Below are 23034 nucleotides of genomic sequence, written 5' to 3'. Positions count from 1 at the left end.
AGAGCTTTCACCCACCACCGCCGCCTTTTACATCCCATCACCGAACGCGCGGGCTGCTCTAGGAGGCGGAACGGTCGAAACACCATCGGACGCGGTCCCCATTGCAAACTGCTCGGGTGGTTAACCGTTGATCTGCCGAGGGACTGTAAGAACAATGGTGTAGCTCCCAAATAATGGAGTAGCACTTGATGTCTGATGTGGTGACGGTCGTGGTGGCCGATACTGCTGCGCTGGGCAAGCGTACGGATGAGGATTCCTCGGCGGCGGACGCGGAGTTGGTGGGCCAGTTGGTGGCATCGGCCCGGCCAAGGGACTGCAGCTGACCGGTGAAGGCGGGCTGCTGGCGCAGATGGTGGTCGAATCCGCCCTTGATGGCGAGATCACCGACCATCTCGGCTATGACCATGGCGACCCTGCCGGGCGAGGGACACCGAATTCCCGCAACGGATCTCGCTCGAAAAACCGTGGTAACCGATGTCGGGCCGGTGCAGATCGACGTTCCTCGCGACCGCGACGCCAGTTTCGAACGACTCACCCACGGCGAGATCTCCGCTCACCTGCGTGAGGTAGTGCGCGCAGATGGTGGAGTGGATGCCGAAACCGGTCGCGAACGACGTGTCGCGGGCCAGCGGGGGCTTCCTCAGCGACGATGCCTCGTGGCCGAAGGCACCTCCGCCGCCGCCGTATTCCTCGCCGATCCCGAGGCCCTGAAACCGTCGCCACCCGCACCGCCGATGGATTCGTGGGTCAACGGCCGCAAGCGTTGGATCACTAATTCGATTGCGGCCGAATAGGTCTGCCTGCTCTGCCGCGAGGGCGGCACCGACGACACCACCATGCTGCTGGTCGAGATATGCAGACCCGGCGTCACCGTCGGCGACCCCGACCTGAAGATGGGCCACCGTGGGCAGATCACCGCCGACATCGGATTCGAGAATGTCGCGGTGCCCGCCGACCACGCACTCGGTGAGCCCGGCCGCGGCCTGGCCACCGCGCTGGCCTCGCTCGCGACAGGCAGGGTCGGCATCGCCGCCACCCCGGGGTGGGTGTCGCACAGGCGGCCCAGGGCCCGGCCGCGCAGCGGCTACGCTCACGGGTGCTGTTCGGCCGCAAGCTCGGCGAAATGCAGTACTGGCAGTACAAACTCGCCGAACACGCCACCGAACTCGAGGCCGCCCGCGCCATGTATCAGAAGGCGGCCGTACGGTTGGACCGCGGCGACCGACCCGCTGGAGGCCCGATTCCTCTCGGGCATACCAACTTCATCGATGCGGCGTATGTGATCGGCGGCAGGACCGACGTCAGTGCTCGTGGTCGTCCGGACCGTGCGGGTGACCGTGCGCGAGTTCTTCGTCGCTCGCATTACGGACGTCGACGATCTTGACGGTGAAGTGCAACCGCTGCCCGGCCAGCGGATGGTTGGCGTCGATGGTCACCTCGTCGCCGTCCACCCGGCGGACGGTGACGATCTGCGATTCGCCGTCCGGCGACTCGGTGTGGAACTCCATCCCGGCCTCGAGTTCGTCGGCTCCCTCGAACATGTCCCGATCCACCGTGTTCACCAGCTCGGCCAGGTACTCGCCATACCCGTCCTCAGGCTCGACCACGACAACCACCTCGTCGCCGGTGGCCTTGCCCACAAGCGCCTGTTCCAGCCCCGGCACAATATTGTCCGCCCCGTGCAGGTAGACCAGCGGCGCGTCACCGACGGACGTATCCAGCACCTCGCCGTCGTCGGCGGTCAAGGTGTATTCGATGGAGACGACCTTGTCAGCAGCGATCGACATGGCGGTAAACCTTTCGCAGAGGAATGCGGACCGCGCAAATGTATCCCGACAGAGAGCGCATACCGGTTTCACCATGCTCTCGAGAGGACCGAGTCCACGCGGTAGTCCTCGGGCGCGACCGTGCTCGACGACTGTGGCTTCGGGTCCGCGCGGTTGCTGCTGTAGAACACCGACCGGGGCCAAAGCCAACCCGGACCCGCCCGGCCCTCCAGCACTCGGGCCGCGCCTACCTCGCGCAATTCGGCGAGCACGGCCGGGCTGTCAACGAACCATGGCGCGAACTGAGCGCACCCCGTCTGTCCTGCCCATCTCGGGTCTCGATCAGCCCTGGCTTCTTGTAGATCGCTGCCGAGCATCAGCGGTGCATCCACCAGAATTCACTCGCATCGTGTGACCTCGTGTCGCAACGGCATCAGCGGATATTCGTCCCGGAGTTCAGTGCTGACGGTGGGGCGGGCAGCGGCTCCGCTCGAAGGACGCAGGCCCGAGCGCAGAGCAATCAGCTCGCCGACAACGCCTCGCGCAGAACCGTATCGAAGCCGATCGGCTCGCGGCCGATCAACTTCGCCAATGTCGGGTCGACCGTGGCGAATTCACCGGCTCGGCTGGCAGCGAAGATATCCACCATCAGGTCCGCCTGCTCGGCCGGGACGCCGTAGCCCGCCATCTGTTGCCGGAACGCCTCGTCGGATACGGTGACGCGCTTGATGGTTCGGCCCGTCAGCTCGGCCGCGAGGGCGGCAACCTCGTCGAAGTCGATGGCCTGCGCAGCGGTCAATGGCGGTGTGGGACCGTCGAATCGGCCTTCCTCGGCAAGGATCGCCGCGGCCGCGTCGGCGAGATCGGCGTGCGCGGTCCAGCTCACCGCCCCATCGGCGGGCAACACGAGCTGCCCGGTCTCGGCGGCCTGTCCGAACAACCGCAGTGCACTGGTGGCGTAGAACCCGTTGCGGAGCGAGGTGAACGGCACGCCGCATGCCTGCAGCATCTCCTCGTCGGCGGCGTGGTCGCGGCAGGGCTCGAACTGCGAGGCCGGGCCGGCGCCCATATGGCTGGTGTAAAGGATGCGGCGTGCGCCCGCCGCGACGGCGCTGTCGATGGCCGCCCGGTGCTGGCGGACGGCCTCCGCACCGAGCTTGTCAACCGACACAATGAGCACCTGGCTCGCACCTTCGAAAGCGCGGGACAGGCTGTCAGGGTCCGTGAAGCTGCCCTGGCGCACCCGCACTCCGCGCTCGGCCAGGTCCCGCGCCTTTCGCGGGTCGCGCACGCTCACACCCACTTGGTCGGCGGGCACTCGCATCAGCAGGCTCTCGACAATCCGACGGCCCAGCAGCCCGGTGGCTCCGGTCACGATGATCATACTGTTCTCCATCTTGATTCCATTGGAAACGTCAATGCGATAACAGTGATACTTTCATTGGAAACAGTCAAGCGTTATCGTTGATTCATGACATCGTCCACGCCACGCAGGAACGGCACGACCACCGTCGAACCCGACGGCACGGCGTCGGCTCGCGAACAGCACCGGCAGCGCGTCATCGAAGCCGCCGCCGACCTGCTCGAGCGTGCGGGTCGGGACGCGGTGACCACTCGCGCGGTCGCCGACGCAGCAGGGTTGCAACCACCGGCGATCTACCGGCTGTTCGGCGACAAGGACGGGTTGCTGGAAGCGGTGGCGGAGTACGGTTTCGCGAAATTCGTCGCCGGCAAACACGTCGACCCAGACCCGGCCGACCTCATCGAAGACCTCCGGTCCGGGTGGGACCTCGCGGTCGAATTCGGCCTGTCCAACCCCGCGCTCTACACCCTCATGTACAGCGAACCCGCCGGCACCAAGTCGGCCGCATTCCAGGCCGGACTGAAGATCCTGCGCGGACGGGTCCGTCGCCTCGCCGCAGGCGGCTGGTTACGTGTCGACGAGCAACTCGCGGCCGGGATCATTCACGCCACAGGCCGAGGCGCGGTCCTGACCTGGCTGTCCCTGCCGGAAGCCGACCGCGACCCGGCCCTGCTCACCGCCCTCAGAGAGGCCATGGTCACCGCCGTCACCAACGAACGCCCGGCCGTCCAGGACACCGGCCCGGCCGGCGCGGCCCGCGCCCTGCGCGCCACCCTCCCCGACGAAACGACACTCACCGCCGCCGAGCAACACCTGCTTCGAGAGTGGCTGGACCGTCTCGCAGCTGACCACTGACCGCGCCACATAGCCACCAGCGGCACCCGAACCTGGTCCGGTGATCACCAGGCCACCATCCGGCCTCGGCGGACCCAGCCGCGGCCCCAACTTCTCAGGTCAGTAGACCTAGGAGGCTCGCAACTGCTCGAGCGCCGTTGCCCAATTCTCGACGTTGTAGCCCATCGCGAGCTTTCCGTCACGGACCGTGAACAGGTCTATCTCCATCGTATGGAAGGACTTTCGGATCGGTGCCGCCCCCGGAACTCGGCCACAGGCGTACCGGTCGCCTCATCGCGCACGATCATCAGTTCGTCCGCCACGTGGATGTCGACGAGGTCCCACGCCAGATCCGGAACGGTCTCACCATCCACCGCATATAAATGGCACTCGGGTTCCATTAGACGCGTGCTTCTGATACCGTCGCCTGAGTTAATGGAACTCGCGACCCGTTAGTGTGGCCAGGTTCTCGGATTGCGACTAATCACGAAGTTGAGGGATCGAGATGATGAAGAGATCACTGAGCGGTGCCGGGGTGCTGGCAGCCGTGGCTGCCCTGGCGGCGGCGACTCTGTCGGCATGTGGCGCCGACCACAGTGGCGCGGCATCGAAGGGTATGGAGCAGTCATGGTCGGCGGCCTGGTCGGCGGCGATGCAGCGCCCATCGGCCGGGTTCGGCCCGAACTGGTCCGAAGCAGGGTTCTCCGGACAGACCATCCGCCAAGCCGTGCGGGTCAGCAACGGGGGCGACAAAGCGAGGATCCGCTTATCCAACCGGTTCGGTGCGAGCCCACTCGAAGTTAGCGGCGCGACCATCGCCCTTGCCGCCGACGGTGCCGCGACCCGGCCGGATTCGCTGCGGCCGTTGACATTCGACTCATCCCAGCATGTCGTTATTCCTGCCGGTGCAGAAGTAGCAAGTGACGCAGCGGAATTGCGAGTAGCGCCGCTCGAGTCGGTAACGGTGACACTCTATTTCGCAAACACCACCGGGCCTGCCACCTTCCACTCACAGGCGTGGACCGACACATACCGCGCGGCCGGAGATCACGTGACCGACACGGGCGCGACAGCTTTCGGCGAGCACACGAAATCCTGGTATTACCTGACCGATGTCGAGGTCTCGGATGGTCCGGTCCGGCGAGACACCGTCGTGGCGTTCGGCGACTCGATCACCGATGGTTTCGCCTCGACCGCAGGTGCCAACCGCCGTTACACGGACGCACTCGCCGACCGGCTGGCGGTCGCGGGCAAACAACGGGCCGTGCTGAACGAGGGCATCGGCGGCAACCTGGTGGTCAACGATTCCGCCTGGTACGGCGACCGTGCCGCTACGCGGTTCGAGCGCGACGTCCTCGCCAAACCGGGGGTGCGCAGCGTGATCATCCTCGAAGGTGTCAACGACATCGGGTTCAGTGAGACCGATCAGCCAACTTACAAACCCAGCGCGGATATCTCCCCCGACCAGGTCATCGCCGGATACCGTGCGCTGATCGAGAAGGCTCATAAACACGGTATCAAGGTTGTCGGCGCCACCATGCTGCCATTCGGCGACTCGGACCACTACTCCACGCGGTCGGCCGCAAAGCGCCACGCGATCAACGATTGGATCCACAATTCCGGTGCGTTCGACGGAGTCGCGGATTTCGCAACGGCGATTGCTGATCCGGTCGACGCGGAGAAGATCGCTCCGATCTACGACAGCGGCGACCACCTCCACCCGAACGACGAGGGGTACCGGGCCATGGCCGCAGCGGTCGATATCGACAGCTTGTGATGACCCCCGTACGGGGCCACAGATGCCGTGGACGCCGGGGCACCATCGAACAGGGCGGCCAGCCAACGATCAACCGATGCGGTGGTGGTGTCCTCGCGCAGGTAGTAGACGATCCCGCTTACCATTTCGGCCTGCATTGCGGCCGCACGCATCGCAGCGCACCAGGCCCCGCGGCAGATAGGCGCGCGGCGAAGGGTTCTGTGTGCGTTCCAGACGGCCGCGGGCCCTCCGCAATCGGCGAACAACACTCCGGCCCCTCAGTCCTCTAGGTTGGCGGCCTTATTTGCCGAGTCCGTTCTCTGTCGCGGGCAGAACTAATACCGCCCAAGGGATCTCGGCGAGATAATGCCATGCTCCCGGCGGCTACGAGAAAGCTTGAACCTCCCACGGGGTAGAGATGGTTCGATATGCTCACTGGCGGAACGACTTTCGGTCATACGCCGCGATTTCATCCGGATCCGTCCGGGCTATATTGCTGGAGCGGGTAGTACGGCTGTGAGCGTGTTGTTACGCGGGAAGGACATCGACTTATGACAGTGCGGCGAGTAGCGGCAGGGGTCGTGGTGTCGGCAGGGATCGGTGCGTTGATGTGTGGAATACAGGCGACGCCGGCACAGGCGGATCCGCTACCGCAATGGGCGCCGTTCGGCACCACGCTCTACACCTTCGGGGATGCGAATTTTTGTGCTGGGACGATCGGCGTGGCGGTGGAGGCCGCACCGCATCTGCCCGGCCACGTGCTGGCCCACGTGACACCACTGGGCTATCAGCGCGGGCCGTGCGGCAATCACGTGATGCTGGGATGGCTGGGCTCAGCGGGTGCACGGGCGCAAGATGTGTATGTGCACACCGATGCGACGCCGGGCGACACCGTGACCGTGGACATGTGGGTGGGGATGGGGCCGGCCAAGATAATGGCCGACACTTGGCCGATCCAGGGCCCTTTCGCGGAGTGGTATCTGCTGGTGCCATAGCCGCGCGCCGCGGCGCCAACTGCGGGTATGCGTACCGAAGGCGACACCTGGGACATTGTGAGCAGCGTTGGCATGCCTGCGCTCGGCGTCGCGGCCCCGCGCGCCAGCGGATCAGGTGTCGCCGGTCAGGACGATCTTCCACCATCCGACATCTATCGCCATCTCGGCGATAGCGACTGGTCGATCTAGGGCGGGCCGGGTTCGAAGTTGGTTCTGGGCCTGGGATTCGGGATGACCACGGTCCTCATACTCAAAACCCAGCACCTGGTGTCGAAGTTCATCGCGGCACCGTCGTTGCTCGCCGAGGCAAGCACAGAGCCGTCAGGACTGAACGCGAGTGCGCCGTCCGGCGAGTCCGGTCGTGGCGAGTGTGCGCGCTGTGCCGAAGTCGGCAACAAAAGTGTGGTCGGTGCCAGTGCCGTCGGTTTCGACAAGCAGTTTCGCGGGTTTGACATCGCCGTGCTGGATGCCCTGGCTGTGAGCGTAATCCAAACCGTGGGCGGCGCAGGCGAGCAAAGCGACGGCCCGCGCTGCCGACAACCGTCCACCGGCGGCGGCCATCAGCTGACCGTGTCACTACCAGAAACGTATTTCATTGCGATCCAGGGCATTTCGGCAGATCCATCGCTGCGGTCGTAGACCGGCACGATATTCGGATGATCCAGCCGGGCGGCGAGTGCCGCCTTTTGTTCGAAGCTCGTTCGTATCTTCGGATCGCTGCAGAGCGCATCGCTGAGAACCTGCAACGCGACTCGACGCTCGAGTCGTGGATGGCGGGCCAAATACACCATCGCCATACCACTGGAGTCCAGCAGTTGCTCGATTGTGTACCCGGCGAATACCGATCCGGGCTGCAACCGCACCGTCGCACCTCCTGACACGCGACAGTGACGCTCGAACGAGCCCAACCCGAATCAGCCGTCACCGTCGGACCGGCCTGAGGATTATCTCGTCATAGGTAGTTGCCGCAACTCTCTCCATAATCCGGACGGCGGCGGGCTGATGGCGTGGAATATCAGCCAGCGGGGGACGTAGCTCGTATCGCATACCCGAATTGCCGAGGGCAGAGCACACCGATGTGCCGAACGTACCTATCACCAGAAGATCTAGAGCGTGTCGCGAAGTAGCGGTTGCTGGGCGCCGCCCACCAACAATTTGGGGTGTTGAGAGGTGTTGGCTGCTCGGTGGGAACGCGGTATCGATGCCGAGGACCCTCACCGATGATTTTCGCGCGCGCGGGCAGTCGACACAGTGACAACCGGACGATCGAAGGAGGCCCGCGGTGGGCAAGGTCCTCACACATATGACGATGTCGCTGGATGGGTTCATCGCGGATTCGAACGACCAGGTCAGGGAACTGTTCGACTGGTACGAGGCTGGAGAGGCGACCGTGCCGAACCCGAATGAGGCCGTGACATTCCGGGTCGACGACGCCAGCGCGACAATGCTGCGAGAGTTGACCGAGAACACCGGTGCACTGATCGCCGGGCGACGCCTGTTCGACATCGCCGACGGCTGGGGCGACAACCACCCCGTCGGGGCTCCCGTTGTCGTGGTCACCCACCGCACCCCCGAGGACGCCGCCGAGCGCTGGCCGACAACGACCTTCGTCGACGACGTGGCCGCCGCGATCACCCGGGCGCAGAAGATCGCCGGAGACCAGGACGTCACCATCGCCAGCCCCACGATCACCCAGCAGGCGCTCGATCTAGGACTGGTGGACGAGATCTGCGTCAGCCTCGTCCCGGTACTGTTCGGCGAGGGAATCCCCTACTTCGCGAAGCTGAACCGAGGTCATCTACTCCTCGACGACCCGACTGTTATCCAGGGACGCCGTGCCCTGCACTTGCGCTACCCGGTCCGCCGCTAGACCGTCTCGAAGTGGTATGAGTGCGGACTGGTGCCCGCGCTCACTCGTGCTGGAGCCATAGGTTGATGGCAGCGATGTGGATGGTGGCGAGATAGCGGACGGCGAGCTTGTCGAATCTGGTTGCTACGGCACGGTTTTGCTCGAGCAGGTTGATTCCGCGTTCGACGGCGTTGCGGTCGGGTGGCCGTCCACCATGACGGCCCCGCTTACCGCGATGGCAGGCCCGCGGCGCACGGTCGGCGCGCTCCGGCTGAGCCGCACATAGGCATTCGATGAAGTTTGCCGCTGTCTTTCAGGGGTTGAGACTTCAGGTGCGCATCGCCATCGCGGACAGCAGCTCGTATCCGACGTGTGCGGCTGCGATACCGGTGATTTCGGCGTGGTCGTAGGCGGGTGAGACCTCGACGATGTCGGCGCCGACGATGTCGGTGTCGCTGAATGCGCGCAGCAGAAACAGCAATTCGCGGCTGGTCAACCCGCCCGCCTCGGGAGTACCGGTGCCGGGGGCGTGCGCCGGGTCGAGAACATCGATGTCGACCGAGACGTAGACGGGCCGGTCGCCGATCCGGGCCCGCATCCGCTCGACCGCCGCCGTGATACCGTCGATTTCGATCTCGGGGGCGGTGATCGCCGAGAAGCCGAGAATGCGGTCGTCGGCGAGATCGCTTGTGCTGTAGAGCGGTCCGCGAGTGCCGATATGCATGCTTGCCTCGCGGTCGATCAGCCCTTCTTCCGATGCGCGGCGGAACGGGGTGCCGTGGGTATAGGACGCACCGAAATACGTATCCCAGGTATCGAGGTGCGCGTCGAAGTGCACCACGGCGACCGGTCCGTGCCGCCGCGCGACTGAGCGCAGCAGTGGCAGCGCGATGGTGTGGTCGCCGCCGATCGTCACCAGCCGTGCGCCGGTACCGGTGAGTGCATCCGCGCCGTATTCGATCTCGGCGATCGCTGCCTCGATGTCGAACGGATTGCAGGCCAAGTCGCCCGCGTCGGTGATCTGCAGTGCGTCGAATGGGGAGACGTCGAGCGCGGGGTTATACGGCCGCAACAGCTTCGACGACGTGCGCACGTGGCCGGGTCCCAGTCTGGCGCCTGGTCGGTAGCTGACGCCGGTATCGAACGGAACACCGATAATGGCGATATCGGTGGCGGTGACCTGATCGATGCGCGGCAGTCGGGCGAAGGTCGCCGGACCGCCGTAGCGGGGGATGCGGGTGGCGTCGACGGGCCCGACAGTGGTCATCGTTGTATCCTCTCGGATTGATAAGTCGCGCAGGCGGATTCAGTCCGCGTAATGCGGGTCGATGCGGTCGAGTAGCCGCAGCAGGGCCGCCCAGGTGAGGTCGTATGCTTCGGAATCGGCGAAATCGTCGCCGGTTTCGTCGCCGGCCAGCTGGCGGGCGCTGCGTTCACACACCTGCGGGGACGGCAACGTGAGCGTCCCGGTGGCGGCGGCGGACACCTGGATCTCACACGCCCGATTCAGATAGAACATGCGCAGAAAGGCCTGTGCCGCAGTGGCTCCGACGGTGAGCAGACCGTGATTGCGCAGGATCAGTGCGGGATGCTCGCCGAGATCGGCGACCAGTCGGGCCCGCTCGTCGAGATCGAGGGCAACGCCCTCATAGTCGTGGTAACCGATCCGGCCGTAGAACTCCATCGACATCTGGTTGACCGGTAACAGCCCCTCCGCGGTGGCCGCCACCGCACAGCCCGCCCGGGTGTGGGTGTGCAGCACGCAATGTGCGTCGGGGCGGGCGGCGTGCACCGCGCTGTGGATGACGAAACCCGCCGGATTCACCGGCGGCCCGGTATCGCCGATAGCGCGGCCGTGCGCATCGACGATCACCAGATTCGACGCCGTGATCTCCTCGAACAGCAGCCCGTATGGATTGATCAGGAATCGCGGGATCGGCCCGGGCAACCGCAACGAGATGTGGGTGAAGATCAGGTCGGTCATTCCGAAGTGGGCGACCAGGCGGTATACAGCGGCGAGTTCGCGTCGCAGCCGCGATTCCGTCGCACGGGCCGCCTGCACCGCGGTCATCGGTAGCCTGCCTTCGCCGCGACCCGATGCTGGAACAGCGCGGTGATCTGATCCCAATGTGGGACAAGGTTCGTCGCATCCGCCGCGGGTGAATTGCGGCCGATCTGCAGGCGGTGCAGCATCGGCATGTCCTGCTCGTTGACCTCCCAGAGCACCTCGGTCAGCTGGTGGTGGGCTTGCGCGTATTCCGTTCCGGCCGCGGCTGAATCGACGAATACCGCCATATGTTCGATCGTCTTGTCCGGGGCGGCCGGATTGAAGCCGATCACCTGGAACCAGTCCGCCTCGAGGAAGAGCAGGGCATTGGGAAACACACAGAAAATGTCCTGGTGTTCGAGCCGGTCGGCGGGGACATCGCCGAGCCAGGGTAGGGCACGATCGGTTTTGTCCGCCTTGCCGACCGCCCCGTGCGGATAGGTGCCGCCCAGGATGTCGGGATGCAGTGCCACATCATCGACGTCCAGCGAGGCGGTCACCGGCCCGACCTGGGGATGGACGAACGGCAAATGGTAGAAATCGAGGAAGTTCTCCACGACGAGCTTCCAGTTGGCGTCGACGTCGTAGCGGCGTTCCCCAGCGAGGTGGATCCGCTCGAAATCGATATGCGCCCAACGAGTCAGGATCGGCTCGAGGTGGTGTGCGAACTCGTCGGCGCAGCGCTGCGGGTCGGTCTCGGTGGCGGATAGGTCGATGAACACCATGCCCGCCCACACGTGGCTGGCGACGGCGAGCAGGCCGAGCCGTTCGGCCGCCGCCGGATCCACCTTCGCGCGCCGCTCACGGCTGTAATACGGTGCGGCGGACAACTTTCCATCCAGGTCGAAGGACCAGCAGTGGTAGGCGCACTGGATCCGGCGGGTGACTACGAGCGGTTCTTCGGTCAGTGCCATACCGCGATGTCGGCACGAGTTGTGGAAGACCCGGATCCGGTCGTCGTCGCCGCGGACGAGGAGCAGCGGCTTACCGGCGATCGTGACCGGGTGTACGGCGCCTGGCTCATCGACCCAGTGTGCGTAACCGGCCCACACCCAGCCGCTGGAAAAGATGCGGTCCTGTTCGAGGGTGAACTCCGCGGCGCCGGTGTAGGCGCGGGCGGGCACAAGTGCGCGGCCGATCGGCAGCTCGGGCAGTGGCCCGTCGACGACCACGTTCCCGCTGGAGGTCATCCGTTCGGATAGGGGAAATTGGATGTCGCTCAACGTATTCCTCCTCGGGATGTGGTGATCGAAGTGCCGTGCACGGCCGCGGCGTACGCTGTCTCGGCCCGGTCGCGCAGGGTGAGTGTCTCGGCCCAGCGATCCGAAAGTTCGCGCCCATTTCGGTCGGTGATGGCATATGGGGTGGTGCCCAATTCGGCGCAGAACAGCACCGGCTCCAGACTGCCGTCGCGGCGGCGGCGCTCCAGGATGGCGGTGAATGCGCGGACCCAGCAGTCCTGGAACAGTGCCTCCCATTCGCGGTGCTGTGGGAAGCCGAGCGGAATCTGTACCTGGCAGCGGGTCGCGATGCGGCCCTGCACGGATTCGGCGCGCGCGAACAGCGCATCGAGCTGTCCTTCCAGCTCCGCGGTCGGCGGCAGCGGGAATTCGCTGCCGCATACGTAGTGGGACAGGTCGATTGCCAAATTCACGTCGGCGGCCAGTACATGCAGCAGTCTGGTGGTTGTGCGGATGTCGTCGGTCAGTGTGTTGCGGTGCGTTTCCAATTGCATCGCGACACCCGCGGCCGCGCACCGGCGATGCCAACGGAGGACGGTGTGCGCGACAGCTGTCAGGTCATGGTCGAAGACGCGTCCGCAGACCACCATTCGGTCGGCGTCGATGATCTCGGCATAGCGCAACGCGGCATCGAGATCGACATCGTCACCGACGAAAGCGAAGACCGCCGAACGCAATCGGTGCCTGCGCAGGGCGGCGAGTTCGTGGGCCTCGGGCCTGCCGCGTGCGCCGAGGTCGACCGCGACACCGTCGAATCCGGCCGCCACGAGCTGGTCGAGCTGCTCGGCGAGGGTCCACGGGCGTGGCGCACCCCACGGCAAATCCTCCATCGCCCACAGTGAATTGAATATCTCGAGGCGCGGGGGCCCATTCGTCGCCGGATTCATAGTGGCACCGAGGCCGGGGTGGCGACCGGATGCAGCGGGCGGCCGGTGCGATGCCACTGCACCACATTGCGGGCCTGGGTCAGCACGTAGTCTCGCGCGGTCGCATCCGAAAGATAGGCCACGTGCGGGGTCAGCAGGACATGGGGATGTTCGGCGAGCCGGTCACCGGCCGAGGGCGGCTCGGTGTCGAGCACATCGAGTGCGGCACCAGCGAGGTGGCCGCTGTCCAACGCGTCGGCCAGCGCCGTGGAATCGACGATGCCACCGCGGGAGACGTTGATCAGCCAGGAGCCGGGGCGCATCCGCGCGATGAGATCGGCGTCGAACAACCGCTCGGTGCGAGCGTCGAGCGGCAGATGGATGGAAACGAGATCGGAATGGGTGACCACCTGCGCGAGCGACGCCGCGCTGACACCGGTGGGCATGGCACGTCCCGAATGGTCATGGCCGAGAATCGATCCCACGGAACCGGCGGCGAACTCGGCGACCTTGGCGCCTATGCGGCCGAGCCCGACCAGCCCGAGGGTGATCTCGGACAGTCGCCGCGGCCCGGATATGGGCCGGTCCAGCCAGCTACGGCGGCCGTGCAGGGTGAAGAAGTCGAGGCGACGCACCGCGGCCAGGGCGAGCGCCCAGGTGTGCGTGGCGACCTCGGCGGTGGCGAGATCGCCGATGGTCGCGACCCAGATGCCCCGGGCCGTTGCCGCATCGACGTCGACGGCATCGTGGCCGCGCGAGAGCATCGACAGGATTCGCACACCGGGCAGGCGGGCCAGCAGATCCGCGTCGACCGGCGCGTAGCCGACCAGCAGTGCGGTGGCATCGGCGGCCCCCTCGGCGATACTGTCGGGGTCTCGGGTCTCCAGCACCCGTACCTCGAAACCCGCCGTCTCCAACAGGGTTACGCCCGGTGCGGGGTCGAGGTCGTCGAGATCGGTGTAGACCGCGATCGGAGCTGACATAGCGGAATCCGTTCCGAGTCAGTGGACATGGGACAGGAACGCGCGGGTTCGTTCTTGTTCGGGTTGGGTGAAGAATTGCTCGGGCGGCGCCTGCTCGACGATGACGCCGGAGTCGAACAGTGCGACCTCGTCGGCGAACCGGCGGGCGAATCTGGTCTCGTGGGTCACCACGATCATCGTCATCCCCTGTGCGGCAAGGGCTTCCATCACCGACAGCACCTCGTTGACCAGTTCGGGGTCCAGTGCCGATGTCGGTTCGTCGAAGAGCATCACCGACGGTTCGAGGACGAGCGCCCGCGCGATGGCGACGCGTTGTTGCTGTCCACCCGACAGCTCCGAGGGATAGTGCCGCAGATGACCGGCCATGCCGACCCGTTCGAGCATGGTCTCAGCGCGATGCGCGGCCTCGGCCTTGTTCAGTCCGGTCACCGCGGTCAGGCCGAGCATCACATTGCGCAGCACATCGAGATGGGCGAACAGGTTGAAGCGCTGGAAGACCATGCCGATATCGGTGCGCTGTCGCGCCAGCCGCCGCTCGGGCATCGGCACCGGATGACCGTTCCGTCCGCTCTCGACTCCGATCTCTTTGCCGTGCAGCAAGATCGAGCCACCGTCCGCGGGCTCGAGCAAAGCCATCAGCCGCAGGATGGTTGATTTGCCGGAGCCGGATGGCCCGAGCACGGCCTTGACCTCGCCCGGTGCGATCGCGAAGTCGACCCCTTTGAGAATGAGGTTGTGGCCGTAGCTTTTTCGCAGGGCGACCGTCTGTAGAAGGGGCGCATCAGTCATACCGACACCGGGTCCTTCCGTGGGATGGGGGCACCCGATGAGACCCATCGGTAGCGACGCTCGATAAGGCTCTGCGCACCCATCAGGGCGCTGACGATCACCAGGTAGTAGACCAGGGCCGCGCTGTAGTACTCGGCGTACCGGAATGTCACCGATACCCCCACCTGCGCGGTGGTGAGCAACTCGCGCAGCGAGATCACCGACGCCAGTGAGGTGTATTTGAGCATCGCGATGAACTCGTTGCCGGTCGGCGGCAGCGCGACCTTCACCGCCTGTGGCAGTACGACTTTCAGCAAGACCAGGTGCGGTGGCAGCCCGATCGCCCGGGCCGCCAGATGCTGCCCTTCGTCCACGCTCAACAGCGCCGAGCGCAGGATCTCCGCCATATAGGCGGCCTCCACCACCGCGAAACCGAGGAAGGCAGCGATGAACGGCGTGAACCAGTTCTCGCGCAGCCCGGGAAAGAGCTGCGGCCCGGCATTCCAGATGATCAACAGCACCAGCAGCGTGGGGATGGCCCGGAACAACCACACGTAGCCGCCGCCGACGGCGCGCAGGGTCCGTACCTTGCTGATGCGCATGAGGGCTACCCCGAATCCGAGCACGGTGGCGAAGATCATCGACATGGCCGCCAGGGCTACCGAAAGCCAAGCGCCATGCAGGAATTCGGACGAGGTGAGGGCGTCGAGGAAGATATCCCGGTCGAAGGTCATTGTGCTGTTCCGGGGCGGATCCGGGCCGGATCGAGCCCATACTTGGTGGCGATTTTCGCGAGGGTGCCGTTCTCGGTCAGGGTCCGGATGCCCGCGGCGACGGGGCCGGTCAGCGGCGAGCCCTTCCTGGTGAAGACCCCGAAAACCGTTTCCGCGGTGAAGACACCAGGAATCGCGGTCAGCGCGCCGCCGGACTTGGCGACCATATCGACGACCGCGACGTCGGTCTCGATCAAAGCGTCCGCTTTGCCATTGGTCACCGCCGCAACCGTTTCGGCGGTCTTGGGGTAGGCCTGGATCGTGATCGTTGATTTGCCTGCAGCCTTGAATCGGTCCGAAAGCTGTTGCAGGGTCTTCTCGTTCGCACCACCGCCTTGGACCGCGACGGTTTTGCCGGATAGGTCGTCGACGGTCGCGATCCGAGTTTCGCCATTGCGAACGATGAGTCCCGGTCCGGTCGCGAGAAACGGCGCGGCATCGGCCACCGCGGTGCGTTCCGTGCTGACGTACAGCGCGGACCAGAGCACATCGCAACGCTGGGCCTGCAGCGCGGGCATGAGCCCGTCGAACGAGGTGACCTGCCAACTCGGCCGCACCTGCCACAGGTCGGCGAGTGCGCGTGCGGCATCGGAGTCGAAGCCGACCGGGTCGGTGGTGTTCCCGTTTTCGAAGTACTCCATCGGCGCGTATTCGGGATCGGTGCAGATCCGAACCTCGCCGCCGCGGATCAGGCCCGCCGGTGCGGCGCCGCTGGCCGCACTACCGCCCGATCCGCTCCCGCAGCCGGCGATCAGCAATGCCGCACCGGTTCCCACGGCTACCAGTCCCAGCTTTTTCATCTGCTCAATCTCCTGCCAGTGCAGTGGCGTTATGGGCAACGTTCCTGCTCTGATTGATGCTCGTTCGATTGAGATGCACGATAGAAACTGCGATAGGTTCAGTCCACATGGGAAGTTCAGCGACGAGCGCCACTGTTTGATGTTATGCAAACCACTGCTCGATGAATCGTGCGAGAGTCTTGTTGGAGAAGGAAAATACTGATGATCGGTAAAGAAGACTCGGTTCGGAAGTCGATTGTTAAGTTCCGATGACCGCAGCTTCTGGCACCCACATGCTGGACGCCCGCATCCTCGAGGAACTGCGCTTCGACGGGCGGATCGGGCGCAACGAACTCGCTGCGAAACTCGGCGCGTCACGTCCGACGATCTCCAAACGCCTCAACACGCTGTTCAGCACTGGGCGTGCCCAGGTAGTCGGGATCGTGCACCCGTCGACGATCGGGCTGGAAGCGCTTGCCCACGTGTCGATCAGCGTTGACCAACCCGTTCGGCAGGTCGCGGGGCGGGTGGCCGCACTGCACGACATTCCGTATGTGTCGCTGACCAGTGGTCGGTACCCGCTGGTCGTCGAGATCCGCACTCAGGGTCCGCCGCAGCTCACGGCCACGCTCGACCGGATCCGCAGCATCGACGGTGTGCGAGACACCAACACGCTGTTCTACTCGGACCTGATCATCGACGTCGGCCGCCCCGAGAAGGCATCGGCGGCCTCGATCGATGCGCTGGATACCCGTTTGCTGGCGGTGCTGCAGGAGGACGGGCGTGCCTCCTACGCCACGCTCGCCGCCGCGGCCGGTACCTCCGCGGGCACCGCTCGGCTGCGGGTAAAGCGCCTCATCGATGAGCGCATTGTGCACGTCGCCGCACTGTCCGGACCGGGGCACGGCGATACCGAATACGCGGTCGGATTCGGCGTGCGTGCCAGCGGACGCACCGCGGGACTCGCGCCGCTACTCACCGAGCTCCCCGGCCTGCGCTTCCTGGCCGCGACGATCGGGCGGTTCGATCTGGTCGGCACGGTGCACGCGGCCGTGCTGGAGGACGTCGTCGGCGCGCTCGACACGGTGCGTGCGTTACGCCCGGTGCTCGAGGTCGATAGCTGGGTGCATCTGGTCACGGTGAAGGAGCGCTACAGCAACGTGCCGCCGCTTTCCGGGGAATTGACGGAGCAATCGTGACCGCGTCGATGTCCCTGCCGTTCGCGTCGATACCGGTGCGGGGGCGGATTACCGTTCCGCTCCCCGTTTGCGAGGCCTGCGACGTCGTCTTGCCGGTTCCGGGGGGACACCCAAATCGGGTGTCGCGGGCAGGATCAATGTGGTGGGGGTTGTATTGCGCCGGGTTTGGTGCAGGTGAACTGCTTGACGCTGAGGTGGCCGTGGCGAAAGTGGTCGGCGCACTCGGTCAGATAGCTGATGTAGGCGTTGTAGGTGTGTTGCCCGGCCAGTTCGATCGCCCGGTCGCGGTGCTCGTGCAAAGAGGTGGCCCACCTGTCGAGGGTCGTGGTGTAGTGGGATCCCAGTTCCTGAATGTGGGCGAGGCTGAATCCGGCGTCCTGCGCGTACTCGTTGATTCCCCTGGGGTTGTGGCCGGTTGATCGCGGGAGCTGACTACTCGGGAAGACGGTGCCGCGTAGGAACGCGAATTCGGTTTCGGTCGTCAGGCCGGGTGCCTGGTGCGCTTGCGCCTCGTGCGGGTCATGGGCGACGACGGTTTGTACCAGCAGCACTCCGTCGTCGGGCATCATCCGGTAGGCGAAGTCGAAGAAGTCGGGGTATCGCTGTTGGGGGATGTGTTCGAGTGCGCCGATGCAGACGGTGCGGTCTACGGGGCGGTCGAATTGGTGCCAGCTTTGCCGTCGCACACCGCCGTAGGGGCAGCCGTGGATGAGCCGGTCGACGAGGCGGTCGCGTACGTACCGGTGCTGGTTGCGGTGGGGCGTCAGCCCGATCGCATTGACGCCGTAGGTGTCCATGGCGCGCAGCACGGTCGAACCCCAGCCGCAGCCGACGTCGAGCAGGGTCATTCCCGGTCGCAGATCGCATTTGGCCAGCGCAAGGTCGATCTTGGCGGACTGGGCTTGTTCCAGGGTGTCGTCCGGGTGAGTCCAGTACGCGCAACTGTAGGTGCGAGTCGGGTCGAGGAACTGCGCGAAGAACTCGTCGGGTAGCTGGTCGCGGGACGGGATCTGACGGTCGGCGGGGGCGTAACCGGTCATGGTGCGGGTCTTCCTTGCATGCAGGCCGAATCGTGTCGGTGTCGGTGCCCTCCCCCATGCAGTTGACGTTGGACCGCCCTTCGGGGCGAGTGTCTGGGAGTCGTCGAGCGGGCGGCTGGGGTCCGTCCCTTAGGTCGGGTGGCATCCGGATCCGAGATTACAGATCTCACGGCTGTGCGAAACCGTGCGTGAGCAACATTTAACCAGGCAGTAACTGTGGTTGCTCGTCGGACTGCGTAGGATCGCCGCGCAACGCGACATCTGGCTGATAGGGGAACGTCTCCTCGATCGCCGCTTTGGCCGTGTTGCTCACCGCGACCGGAAGTTGCAACTTCGCGGCGAGTGCCGTGATCTGCGCGGCGACGCCGAACCGGTCCGCGTCCAGATCCACTAGAACCGCCGGTGACATGGCATCGGATAAGTGGCCCGCGACCGCGGTGATGCGCGACGCCAGCCGTTCGGGGTCGCTGGACGGTTGTGCGAGCACCAGCGGCTCGGTCGCCGCTATGCCCGTGCGAGCTCGCGCAAGTACAGGCACACCTCGTCGATCGCTTGCTTCGCCTGCGCGAACACCGCGACCTCGGTGAAGAACCCGTGGAAGACGCCGGTATCTGGTCAGCCCTCTCCCCTTCGGGCGCACCACCCTCCCCGCCCGAGCCGTTGATGTGACCAACCCAGCCTGACCATCCACCGTCCCCCGCCCGGTTTCGCCTGTCCAGACAGTCACGCTGCGCAGGGCGCGGCCGACCCGCGGCGGCTCATCGACAGTGCGAGCGGCGAGATGAAGAACCTGGCCGGTTTCAGTCCGCCCGGCGACGGCGCCGTCGCCACGGTGGCCGGATTCGCGCCGTGCCGCGCCGCGGGAACCTACAGGCTCCAGACCAGGCGCGGACCCCCTATCACATACCGATGCTTCAGACCTACCTATACGCCAATACTTGCGAATCTATTAGGACGCAACCGGGGAGGGTGGTGTGAGTCGATCGTTGTGGGTCGAATTCGACTGCCGCACACTCGGGGGGCCGCATCCGGGCATCCCTGGTCTACGGTCACGTCTTGGTCGGGAGTGGAGTGGCGACCAGGAGGATTGGGGCATTGCCGTTGCCGTGTAATGGTTTTCGACATCGCCGAGCACGGTGGCGTGTGGGGCATTCGACCTCGTGGGGAGAAGTCATGACCACGTCGCAGCTGTTGTCCGAGCTGCTCGCACCGATTGAGGCCGTCGAACCGTGCTGGTGACGATCGTTTTCAGTCGAAGGGGATTGCCTATGGACTGTGCGTGGACCGCCCGCCGCACCGGCTCCCCGCCGCACCGGTCCTGCCGGACCTTGAGTACAGGGGGCTAGCGTGTCCGGGCGCGGTGATGCCGAGGCACTGGAGATCGCGCGCGGGCTGTCCGAATTCGCCCCGGCCGGATGGCGGCGGCTGGAAGCCTGGTTCGCGGTGACCGTCGTCGAGGAGTCGGCACTGCTGCTGGCCGACGACGGCACACGCTCGGTTCGATGCAAGGTGCCCGACGCGGTGTGGGATGCGGTGCGTCTACACCGCGACGAGTCGGCTCGGTCCGACGACGGACCGTGGTGGCGATTGCTGGTGCGGGTGGATGCCGACGGCGTCGAGACCTTGCCCGACTATGGTGCGGAGCCCTTCCCCGGCGAGCAGTTGTTCGCGCCCGAGGCGTATCGCGCCGACCTGGAAATCTATCCCCGAGCTCGGCTGCCGGTGTGGTTGGCGGCCTACGTCGGGCGAGCCGAATTGCCGTCGCGACCGCCACGGCAGGCCGCGGAGCAGACGCGCGCGGACCGCCGCGCCGGGGTGCGGGCGGTGCCGGTCGAGGACGAGTTGCCGGATCTCGCCGCGTTGTGGGCCCGGTGGGCGGTGTTGGCGGCGGCCTTTACGGCGGCCGGATCGCGACGGGGGCCGCGGATCGGGCCGTCGACCGGTGTGTTCGAAAGGGCGGCACGCAGCGGTTCGACGCTCAACCTGCTGCCCGGCGACCGGGCGGTGTTGTCGGGCGGTGTCTGGAACGCGCCGGTCCTGGACGCCGTCTACAACTCCGGTGCCGCAGCTCCGAAATTCTTTGCCGGCGCACCGGTTTGGGTCGCGGACCCGGTGCTCAATCCGCGCGCGGCGACCGGTTTGCTGACGTTCTGCTACTGGTGGGAGGCGGGTCGATGGTATCGAGGTGAGTCGGCACCGATGGCGCAGTGCGCACCGGCCATGCCCGCGGTATGGACCGTCGACACCGTGGCGGGCATCATCGGCAGCCTGGTGGGCGATCGAGTGGGCGACGTGCCGAAAACCGCCGAGGCGTTGGTACTCGCCGCCCAGTCGGGATCGGTGACCAGGGCGCGAATGACGGACGTCTTCGGTCACGACGACCAGGTCGATATCGACGGCGCGCTGTTCCAATTCCTGGTCGCCGGTCTGGCCGCGGACAACGCGGACGGGATGTCCGAGGCCGATGCCGTCGACCTCGTTCGCGGTCACATTCACCGGCATGGCTACGACACCACGGGTTATCCGCTGTCGACGTTGCGGGCCGAACGCATCGACGTGGGCTGGGTGGTGCGGTCACCGGTGCCCGACGGCGAAATCGCCTTGGACCGTGCGGTTTTCTACGTTGCCGACGACGGTGTGGTGGAACGGTCGACATCGTCGGTGCCGCGTTCGGAGTTCGTGGCCGCCTTCGAGCGACGATTCCGGCTGCGCCGGGCCGCACCGGGGGCGATGTGAACGACAGAGTGCAGCTGGACCCGGACAGTCTGCGACGCGACAGCGCACGGCTCGCCGAACTCGGCGACCAGGTCGCCCGGACCTACGCCGGACTGCGAGACTCCCTGGCGAATGCGAACGGGTGCTGGGGCGATGACGATCTCGGCGAGGCCTTCGCCAAGAATTTCACGCCACAGGCCGATGAGTTGCTGCGGGATTTGCAAGCGATGGCGGAAAGCCTGCGCGGGACCGCTCAGCAGGCGGCCGCCGCCGCGCACGACTTCGAGGCCCAGGATCTCGACAGTGCCGGTCAGATCGGCCGAGCTGGCGACGAGGCGTATCGTCCGGACCAGAACTATGGGACGGGTGTGCGACCGTCCTCGGCCATCCCATCAGCTGGGAGCGCAGCACCCGCGACCACCTCTCTCGGGCCCGACGCCGGAACCGTGAGAAATACCCCTGCCGGACAGCCGATCTCGAATCGCACCCCCACCGAACAGCAAGCGTCCGGCAGGCCTCGGGGATCTTCCGGGAAACCGTCGACGTCGCGGAACAGCCCGCAGTCGTCGAATCCTCCGGCCGGAACTTCGGACCCGCAGGGCGGCTCGAAGTCCGCTGGGGATCCGAGCCGCCGGCCCCCATCCTCACCGGTGTCGCCACCGGTCGGCGCAGGACGGGATGCGCCACGCAACCCGAGCGCGACATCGCCCGGACCCGGGACGACGCCGGGGCGAAAATCCGCTCCCAGGACCGGCGGCAGAAGAGAAACGCCGTGGACCGGACCACCACCCAAGAGCGGGTCCGCGCCTTCCACCCCGAATTCGTCCAATCCCCGGCCCGGCTCCCCGCCGCGCTCCCCGAAGAGCGCCGAGCCGCGCAAGCGTGATCGAGGTCGCGAGACGGAAAGATCGACCCGCAAGCCCGGCCTCTCACCCATATTCGCCTGGCTCGCACGGACTTTGGCCCACCGGCACCACGTCACGGTCATCGGTTTCGACCTGCCCGACCTGCAGGAGACGCCCGTGCGTGAGTTCGCGGCGGCGGTCGATCGGGTGCTCACCGAGTACCCGATGATCGAACTCGACGTCGTCGCGGTGGGGGACCTGGGCGAGGACGCCCGGGAAGTGCGGTGGCGCCGTGATGTGCGTGACTCGGCCACGGTCCGGTCGATCACGCTCGATCGGCGAGTCGCCTGCGAACCGAGCCCTGGCGTCGGAACGCCGGAAACCGAAGCGGGACCCAATGATTCGGCTGTCGGCTCGGCGACGGTACGAGAACTCGGTCTCGCCTTGAACCACGCCGGCGGCGGTGTCGCCCGGGAGGTCGCTCAGCGCGCCCTGATCGCCGAGTACATGCGGGTGGTGGCGGGACGGTACACGACACTGGGTGAGCTGCTGCGCGGTTTCCGGCACTGGCGGGCCGAGTTGAATGGGGCCACCGGTGCGGCGGGTGGTTTCGAAGTGTATCGGGCACTGGGTATCGCGTTCGCCGATGTCGTGCTGCACGGGGAGCGGGCGAGCGCTGCGGCGAAGATACTGCACGCGGTGCTGGTCGACGCGGCCGCGCCGCCGGGATAGGCGGCGCCGGATGGGACACGCGTTGTCGCTGAATCCCGTGGTTCAGCTGCGGGAGATGTTCGAGGGGCTGCCCGACATGGTCCGGCGCCCGATCGAGATGGTGGTGTTCGGCGGGGATCTGCCGCGCGCCGACATCTCCAGAATGCGGTGGATGGCAGCGGAGTTGCGGGATAAGGCCGCGGCCATGAACGATTACGCGCTGAACGCGGGAACGCTACTGGCGCAGCAGGATTCGCTGGGTATGTTCGGTGACCAGTTGCGGGAGGCGTTGCGCTCGCAGCGCGATGGCGGGGCCAAGCTGCGCGAGCGGGCACTCGCGCTGGCCGATCAGACCGACGGTGCGGCCAACGACGCGGAGAAGACGCTGTGTGTGATGTTCGCCTTCGGCATCGAGCTGGGCTGGCGGATCGTGCGGATGGTGTCGGCGGCCGCCGCGGCCGGGCCGGTCGGTGAGGCGGCGGCCGCACCGGCGGTGGAGGCGGC

24 protein-coding genes and 1 pseudogene are annotated in these 23034 nt (G+C 66.1%); 13 read left to right on the top strand and 12 right to left on the bottom strand.

Annotated elements, in window-relative coordinates:
• The first annotated feature begins 188 nt into the window (after positions 1-188).
• The 3 genes and pseudogenes from NA5_RS43410 (at position 189) to NA5_RS42710 (ending at position 1384) form a co-directional block, all read left to right on the top strand.
• Positions 189-323, top strand: coding sequence for a hypothetical protein (locus NA5_RS43410; protein WP_371856493.1), 135 nt, complete (start codon positions 189-191; stop codon positions 321-323).
• Positions 296-524, top strand: a pseudogene (locus NA5_RS42715) (transposase); the annotation flags it as partial. The gene NA5_RS43410 and the pseudogene NA5_RS42715, both read left to right, overlap by 28 nt.
• A gap of 518 nt (positions 525-1042) precedes the next feature.
• The gene (locus NA5_RS42710) at positions 1043-1384 is read left to right on the top strand and encodes an acyl-CoA dehydrogenase family protein (RefSeq protein ID WP_307188896.1); all 342 of its coding nucleotides are present in this window, start codon (positions 1043-1045) and stop codon (positions 1382-1384) included.
• Here NA5_RS42710 and NA5_RS36695 read toward each other — a convergent pair.
• Both NA5_RS36695 and NA5_RS36685 read right to left on the bottom strand, forming a co-directional pair.
• Positions 1302-1787: an FKBP-type peptidyl-prolyl cis-trans isomerase gene (locus NA5_RS36695; RefSeq protein ID WP_062993638.1), complete on the bottom strand. Its 486-nt coding sequence runs from the start codon at positions 1785-1787 to the stop codon at positions 1302-1304. The two genes, NA5_RS42710 and NA5_RS36695, sit on opposite strands and share 83 nt — an antisense overlap.
• Before the next feature lie 499 nt (positions 1788-2286).
• Positions 2287-3162: an SDR family oxidoreductase gene (locus NA5_RS36685; RefSeq protein WP_245672640.1), complete on the bottom strand. Its 876-nt coding sequence runs from the start codon at positions 3160-3162 to the stop codon at positions 2287-2289.
• A 75-nt stretch (positions 3163-3237) separates the two neighbouring features.
• Here NA5_RS36685 and NA5_RS36680 point away from each other — a divergent pair, with 75 nt between their 5' ends.
• The 6 genes from NA5_RS36680 to NA5_RS36655 all read left to right on the top strand — a co-directional run bounded on the left by NA5_RS36680 (position 3238) and on the right by NA5_RS36655 (position 8584).
• A complete protein-coding gene (locus NA5_RS36680; RefSeq protein ID WP_062993636.1) occupies positions 3238-3984 on the top strand; it encodes a TetR/AcrR family transcriptional regulator in 747 nt (248 codons plus the stop codon).
• A gap of 487 nt (positions 3985-4471) precedes the next feature.
• Positions 4472-5740, top strand: a complete 1269-nt coding sequence (locus NA5_RS36675; protein WP_218020245.1) for an SGNH/GDSL hydrolase family protein — start codon at positions 4472-4474, stop codon at positions 5738-5740.
• A gap of 530 nt (positions 5741-6270) precedes the next feature.
• Complete coding sequence (locus NA5_RS36670; RefSeq protein WP_157110853.1) at positions 6271-6714, top strand: hypothetical protein; 444 nt, start codon at positions 6271-6273, stop codon at positions 6712-6714.
• 27 nt (positions 6715-6741) lie between these two features.
• Positions 6742-6903: a hypothetical protein gene (locus NA5_RS41025; protein ID WP_157110852.1), complete on the top strand. Its 162-nt coding sequence runs from the start codon at positions 6742-6744 to the stop codon at positions 6901-6903.
• Between the two features lie 42 nt (positions 6904-6945).
• Positions 6946-7353: a hypothetical protein gene (locus NA5_RS43545; protein WP_245672638.1), complete on the top strand. Its 408-nt coding sequence runs from the start codon at positions 6946-6948 to the stop codon at positions 7351-7353.
• 643 nt (positions 7354-7996) lie between these two features.
• The gene (locus tag NA5_RS36655) at positions 7997-8584 is read left to right on the top strand and encodes a dihydrofolate reductase family protein (RefSeq protein ID WP_062993631.1); all 588 of its coding nucleotides are present in this window, start codon (positions 7997-7999) and stop codon (positions 8582-8584) included.
• A gap of 307 nt (positions 8585-8891) precedes the next feature.
• Here the strand turns inward: NA5_RS36655 and speB are convergent, their stop codons facing one another.
• The 8 genes from speB to NA5_RS36610 are packed head-to-tail and all read right to left on the bottom strand — an operon-like array spanning position 8892 to position 16041.
• Positions 8892-9830, bottom strand: coding sequence for an agmatinase (gene speB / locus NA5_RS36645; protein WP_062993629.1), 939 nt, complete (start codon positions 9828-9830; stop codon positions 8892-8894).
• Positions 9831-9869: 39 nt separating this feature from the next.
• A complete protein-coding gene (locus tag NA5_RS36640) occupies positions 9870-10634 on the bottom strand; it encodes a class II aldolase/adducin family protein (RefSeq protein ID WP_062993628.1) in 765 nt (254 codons plus the stop codon).
• Positions 10631-11833 carry an aromatic ring-hydroxylating oxygenase subunit alpha gene (locus NA5_RS36635; RefSeq protein WP_245672636.1) on the bottom strand — a complete coding sequence of 401 codons (1203 nt, stop codon included), beginning with the start codon at positions 11831-11833 and terminating at the stop codon, positions 10631-10633. The genes NA5_RS36640 and NA5_RS36635 overlap by 4 nt, the downstream gene beginning before the upstream one ends.
• Positions 11830-12681, bottom strand: a complete 852-nt coding sequence (locus tag NA5_RS36630) for an IolE/MocC family protein (protein WP_157110850.1) — start codon at positions 12679-12681, stop codon at positions 11830-11832. The genes NA5_RS36635 and NA5_RS36630 overlap by 4 nt, the downstream gene beginning before the upstream one ends.
• Positions 12682-12734: 53 nt before the next feature.
• A complete protein-coding gene (locus NA5_RS36625; RefSeq protein ID WP_062993625.1) occupies positions 12735-13700 on the bottom strand; it encodes a C-terminal binding protein in 966 nt (321 codons plus the stop codon).
• Between the two features lie 18 nt (positions 13701-13718).
• Positions 13719-14489: an amino acid ABC transporter ATP-binding protein gene (locus tag NA5_RS36620; protein WP_062993624.1), complete on the bottom strand. Its 771-nt coding sequence runs from the start codon at positions 14487-14489 to the stop codon at positions 13719-13721.
• Positions 14486-15202 (bottom strand): amino acid ABC transporter permease, encoded by a 717-nt coding sequence (locus NA5_RS36615; RefSeq protein ID WP_062993623.1) that lies wholly within the window; start codon positions 15200-15202, stop codon positions 14486-14488. The genes NA5_RS36620 and NA5_RS36615 overlap by 4 nt, the downstream gene beginning before the upstream one ends.
• Positions 15199-16041, bottom strand: a complete 843-nt coding sequence (locus NA5_RS36610) for a transporter substrate-binding domain-containing protein (protein ID WP_157110849.1) — start codon at positions 16039-16041, stop codon at positions 15199-15201. The genes NA5_RS36615 and NA5_RS36610 overlap by 4 nt, the downstream gene beginning before the upstream one ends.
• 248 nt (positions 16042-16289) lie before the next feature.
• Between NA5_RS36610 and NA5_RS36605 the strand changes: the two genes are divergently transcribed.
• The gene (locus tag NA5_RS36605) at positions 16290-17219 is read left to right on the top strand and encodes an Lrp/AsnC family transcriptional regulator (RefSeq protein ID WP_084484697.1); all 930 of its coding nucleotides are present in this window, start codon (positions 16290-16292) and stop codon (positions 17217-17219) included.
• 134 nt (positions 17220-17353) lie between these two features.
• On the opposite strand, the gene NA5_RS36600 is transcribed toward NA5_RS36605, so the two are convergent.
• Entirely contained in the window at positions 17354-18259 is a 906-nt protein-coding gene (locus NA5_RS36600) for a class I SAM-dependent methyltransferase (RefSeq protein ID WP_062993620.1), read from the bottom strand.
• A gap of 199 nt (positions 18260-18458) precedes the next feature.
• On the bottom strand, positions 18459-18797 hold the full coding sequence (locus NA5_RS36595) for a hypothetical protein (RefSeq protein WP_062993619.1): 339 nt from the start codon (positions 18795-18797) through the stop codon (positions 18459-18461).
• 809 nt (positions 18798-19606) lie between these two features.
• Here NA5_RS36595 and NA5_RS36590 point away from each other — a divergent pair.
• The 3 genes from NA5_RS36590 to NA5_RS36580 all read left to right on the top strand — a co-directional run.
• Complete coding sequence (locus tag NA5_RS36590) at positions 19607-20995, top strand: hypothetical protein (protein ID WP_062993618.1); 1389 nt, start codon at positions 19607-19609, stop codon at positions 20993-20995.
• Positions 20992-22551, top strand: coding sequence for a WXG100 family type VII secretion target (locus tag NA5_RS36585; protein WP_062993617.1), 1560 nt, complete (start codon positions 20992-20994; stop codon positions 22549-22551). The genes NA5_RS36590 and NA5_RS36585 overlap by 4 nt, the downstream gene beginning before the upstream one ends.
• 10 nt (positions 22552-22561) lie before the next feature.
• Positions 22562-23034: hypothetical protein (locus NA5_RS36580; protein WP_157110848.1), on the top strand; the 473-nt coding region annotated here is incomplete at its 3' end.

The organism is Nocardia anaemiae NBRC 100462 (assembly GCF_001612725.1).
In the GTDB taxonomy this organism is placed as follows: Bacteria; Actinomycetota; Actinomycetes; order Mycobacteriales; family Mycobacteriaceae; genus Nocardia; species Nocardia anaemiae.
The sequence above is the reverse complement of the archived record's forward strand: the minus strand, read 5'-3'. Positions and strand labels throughout refer to the sequence as shown.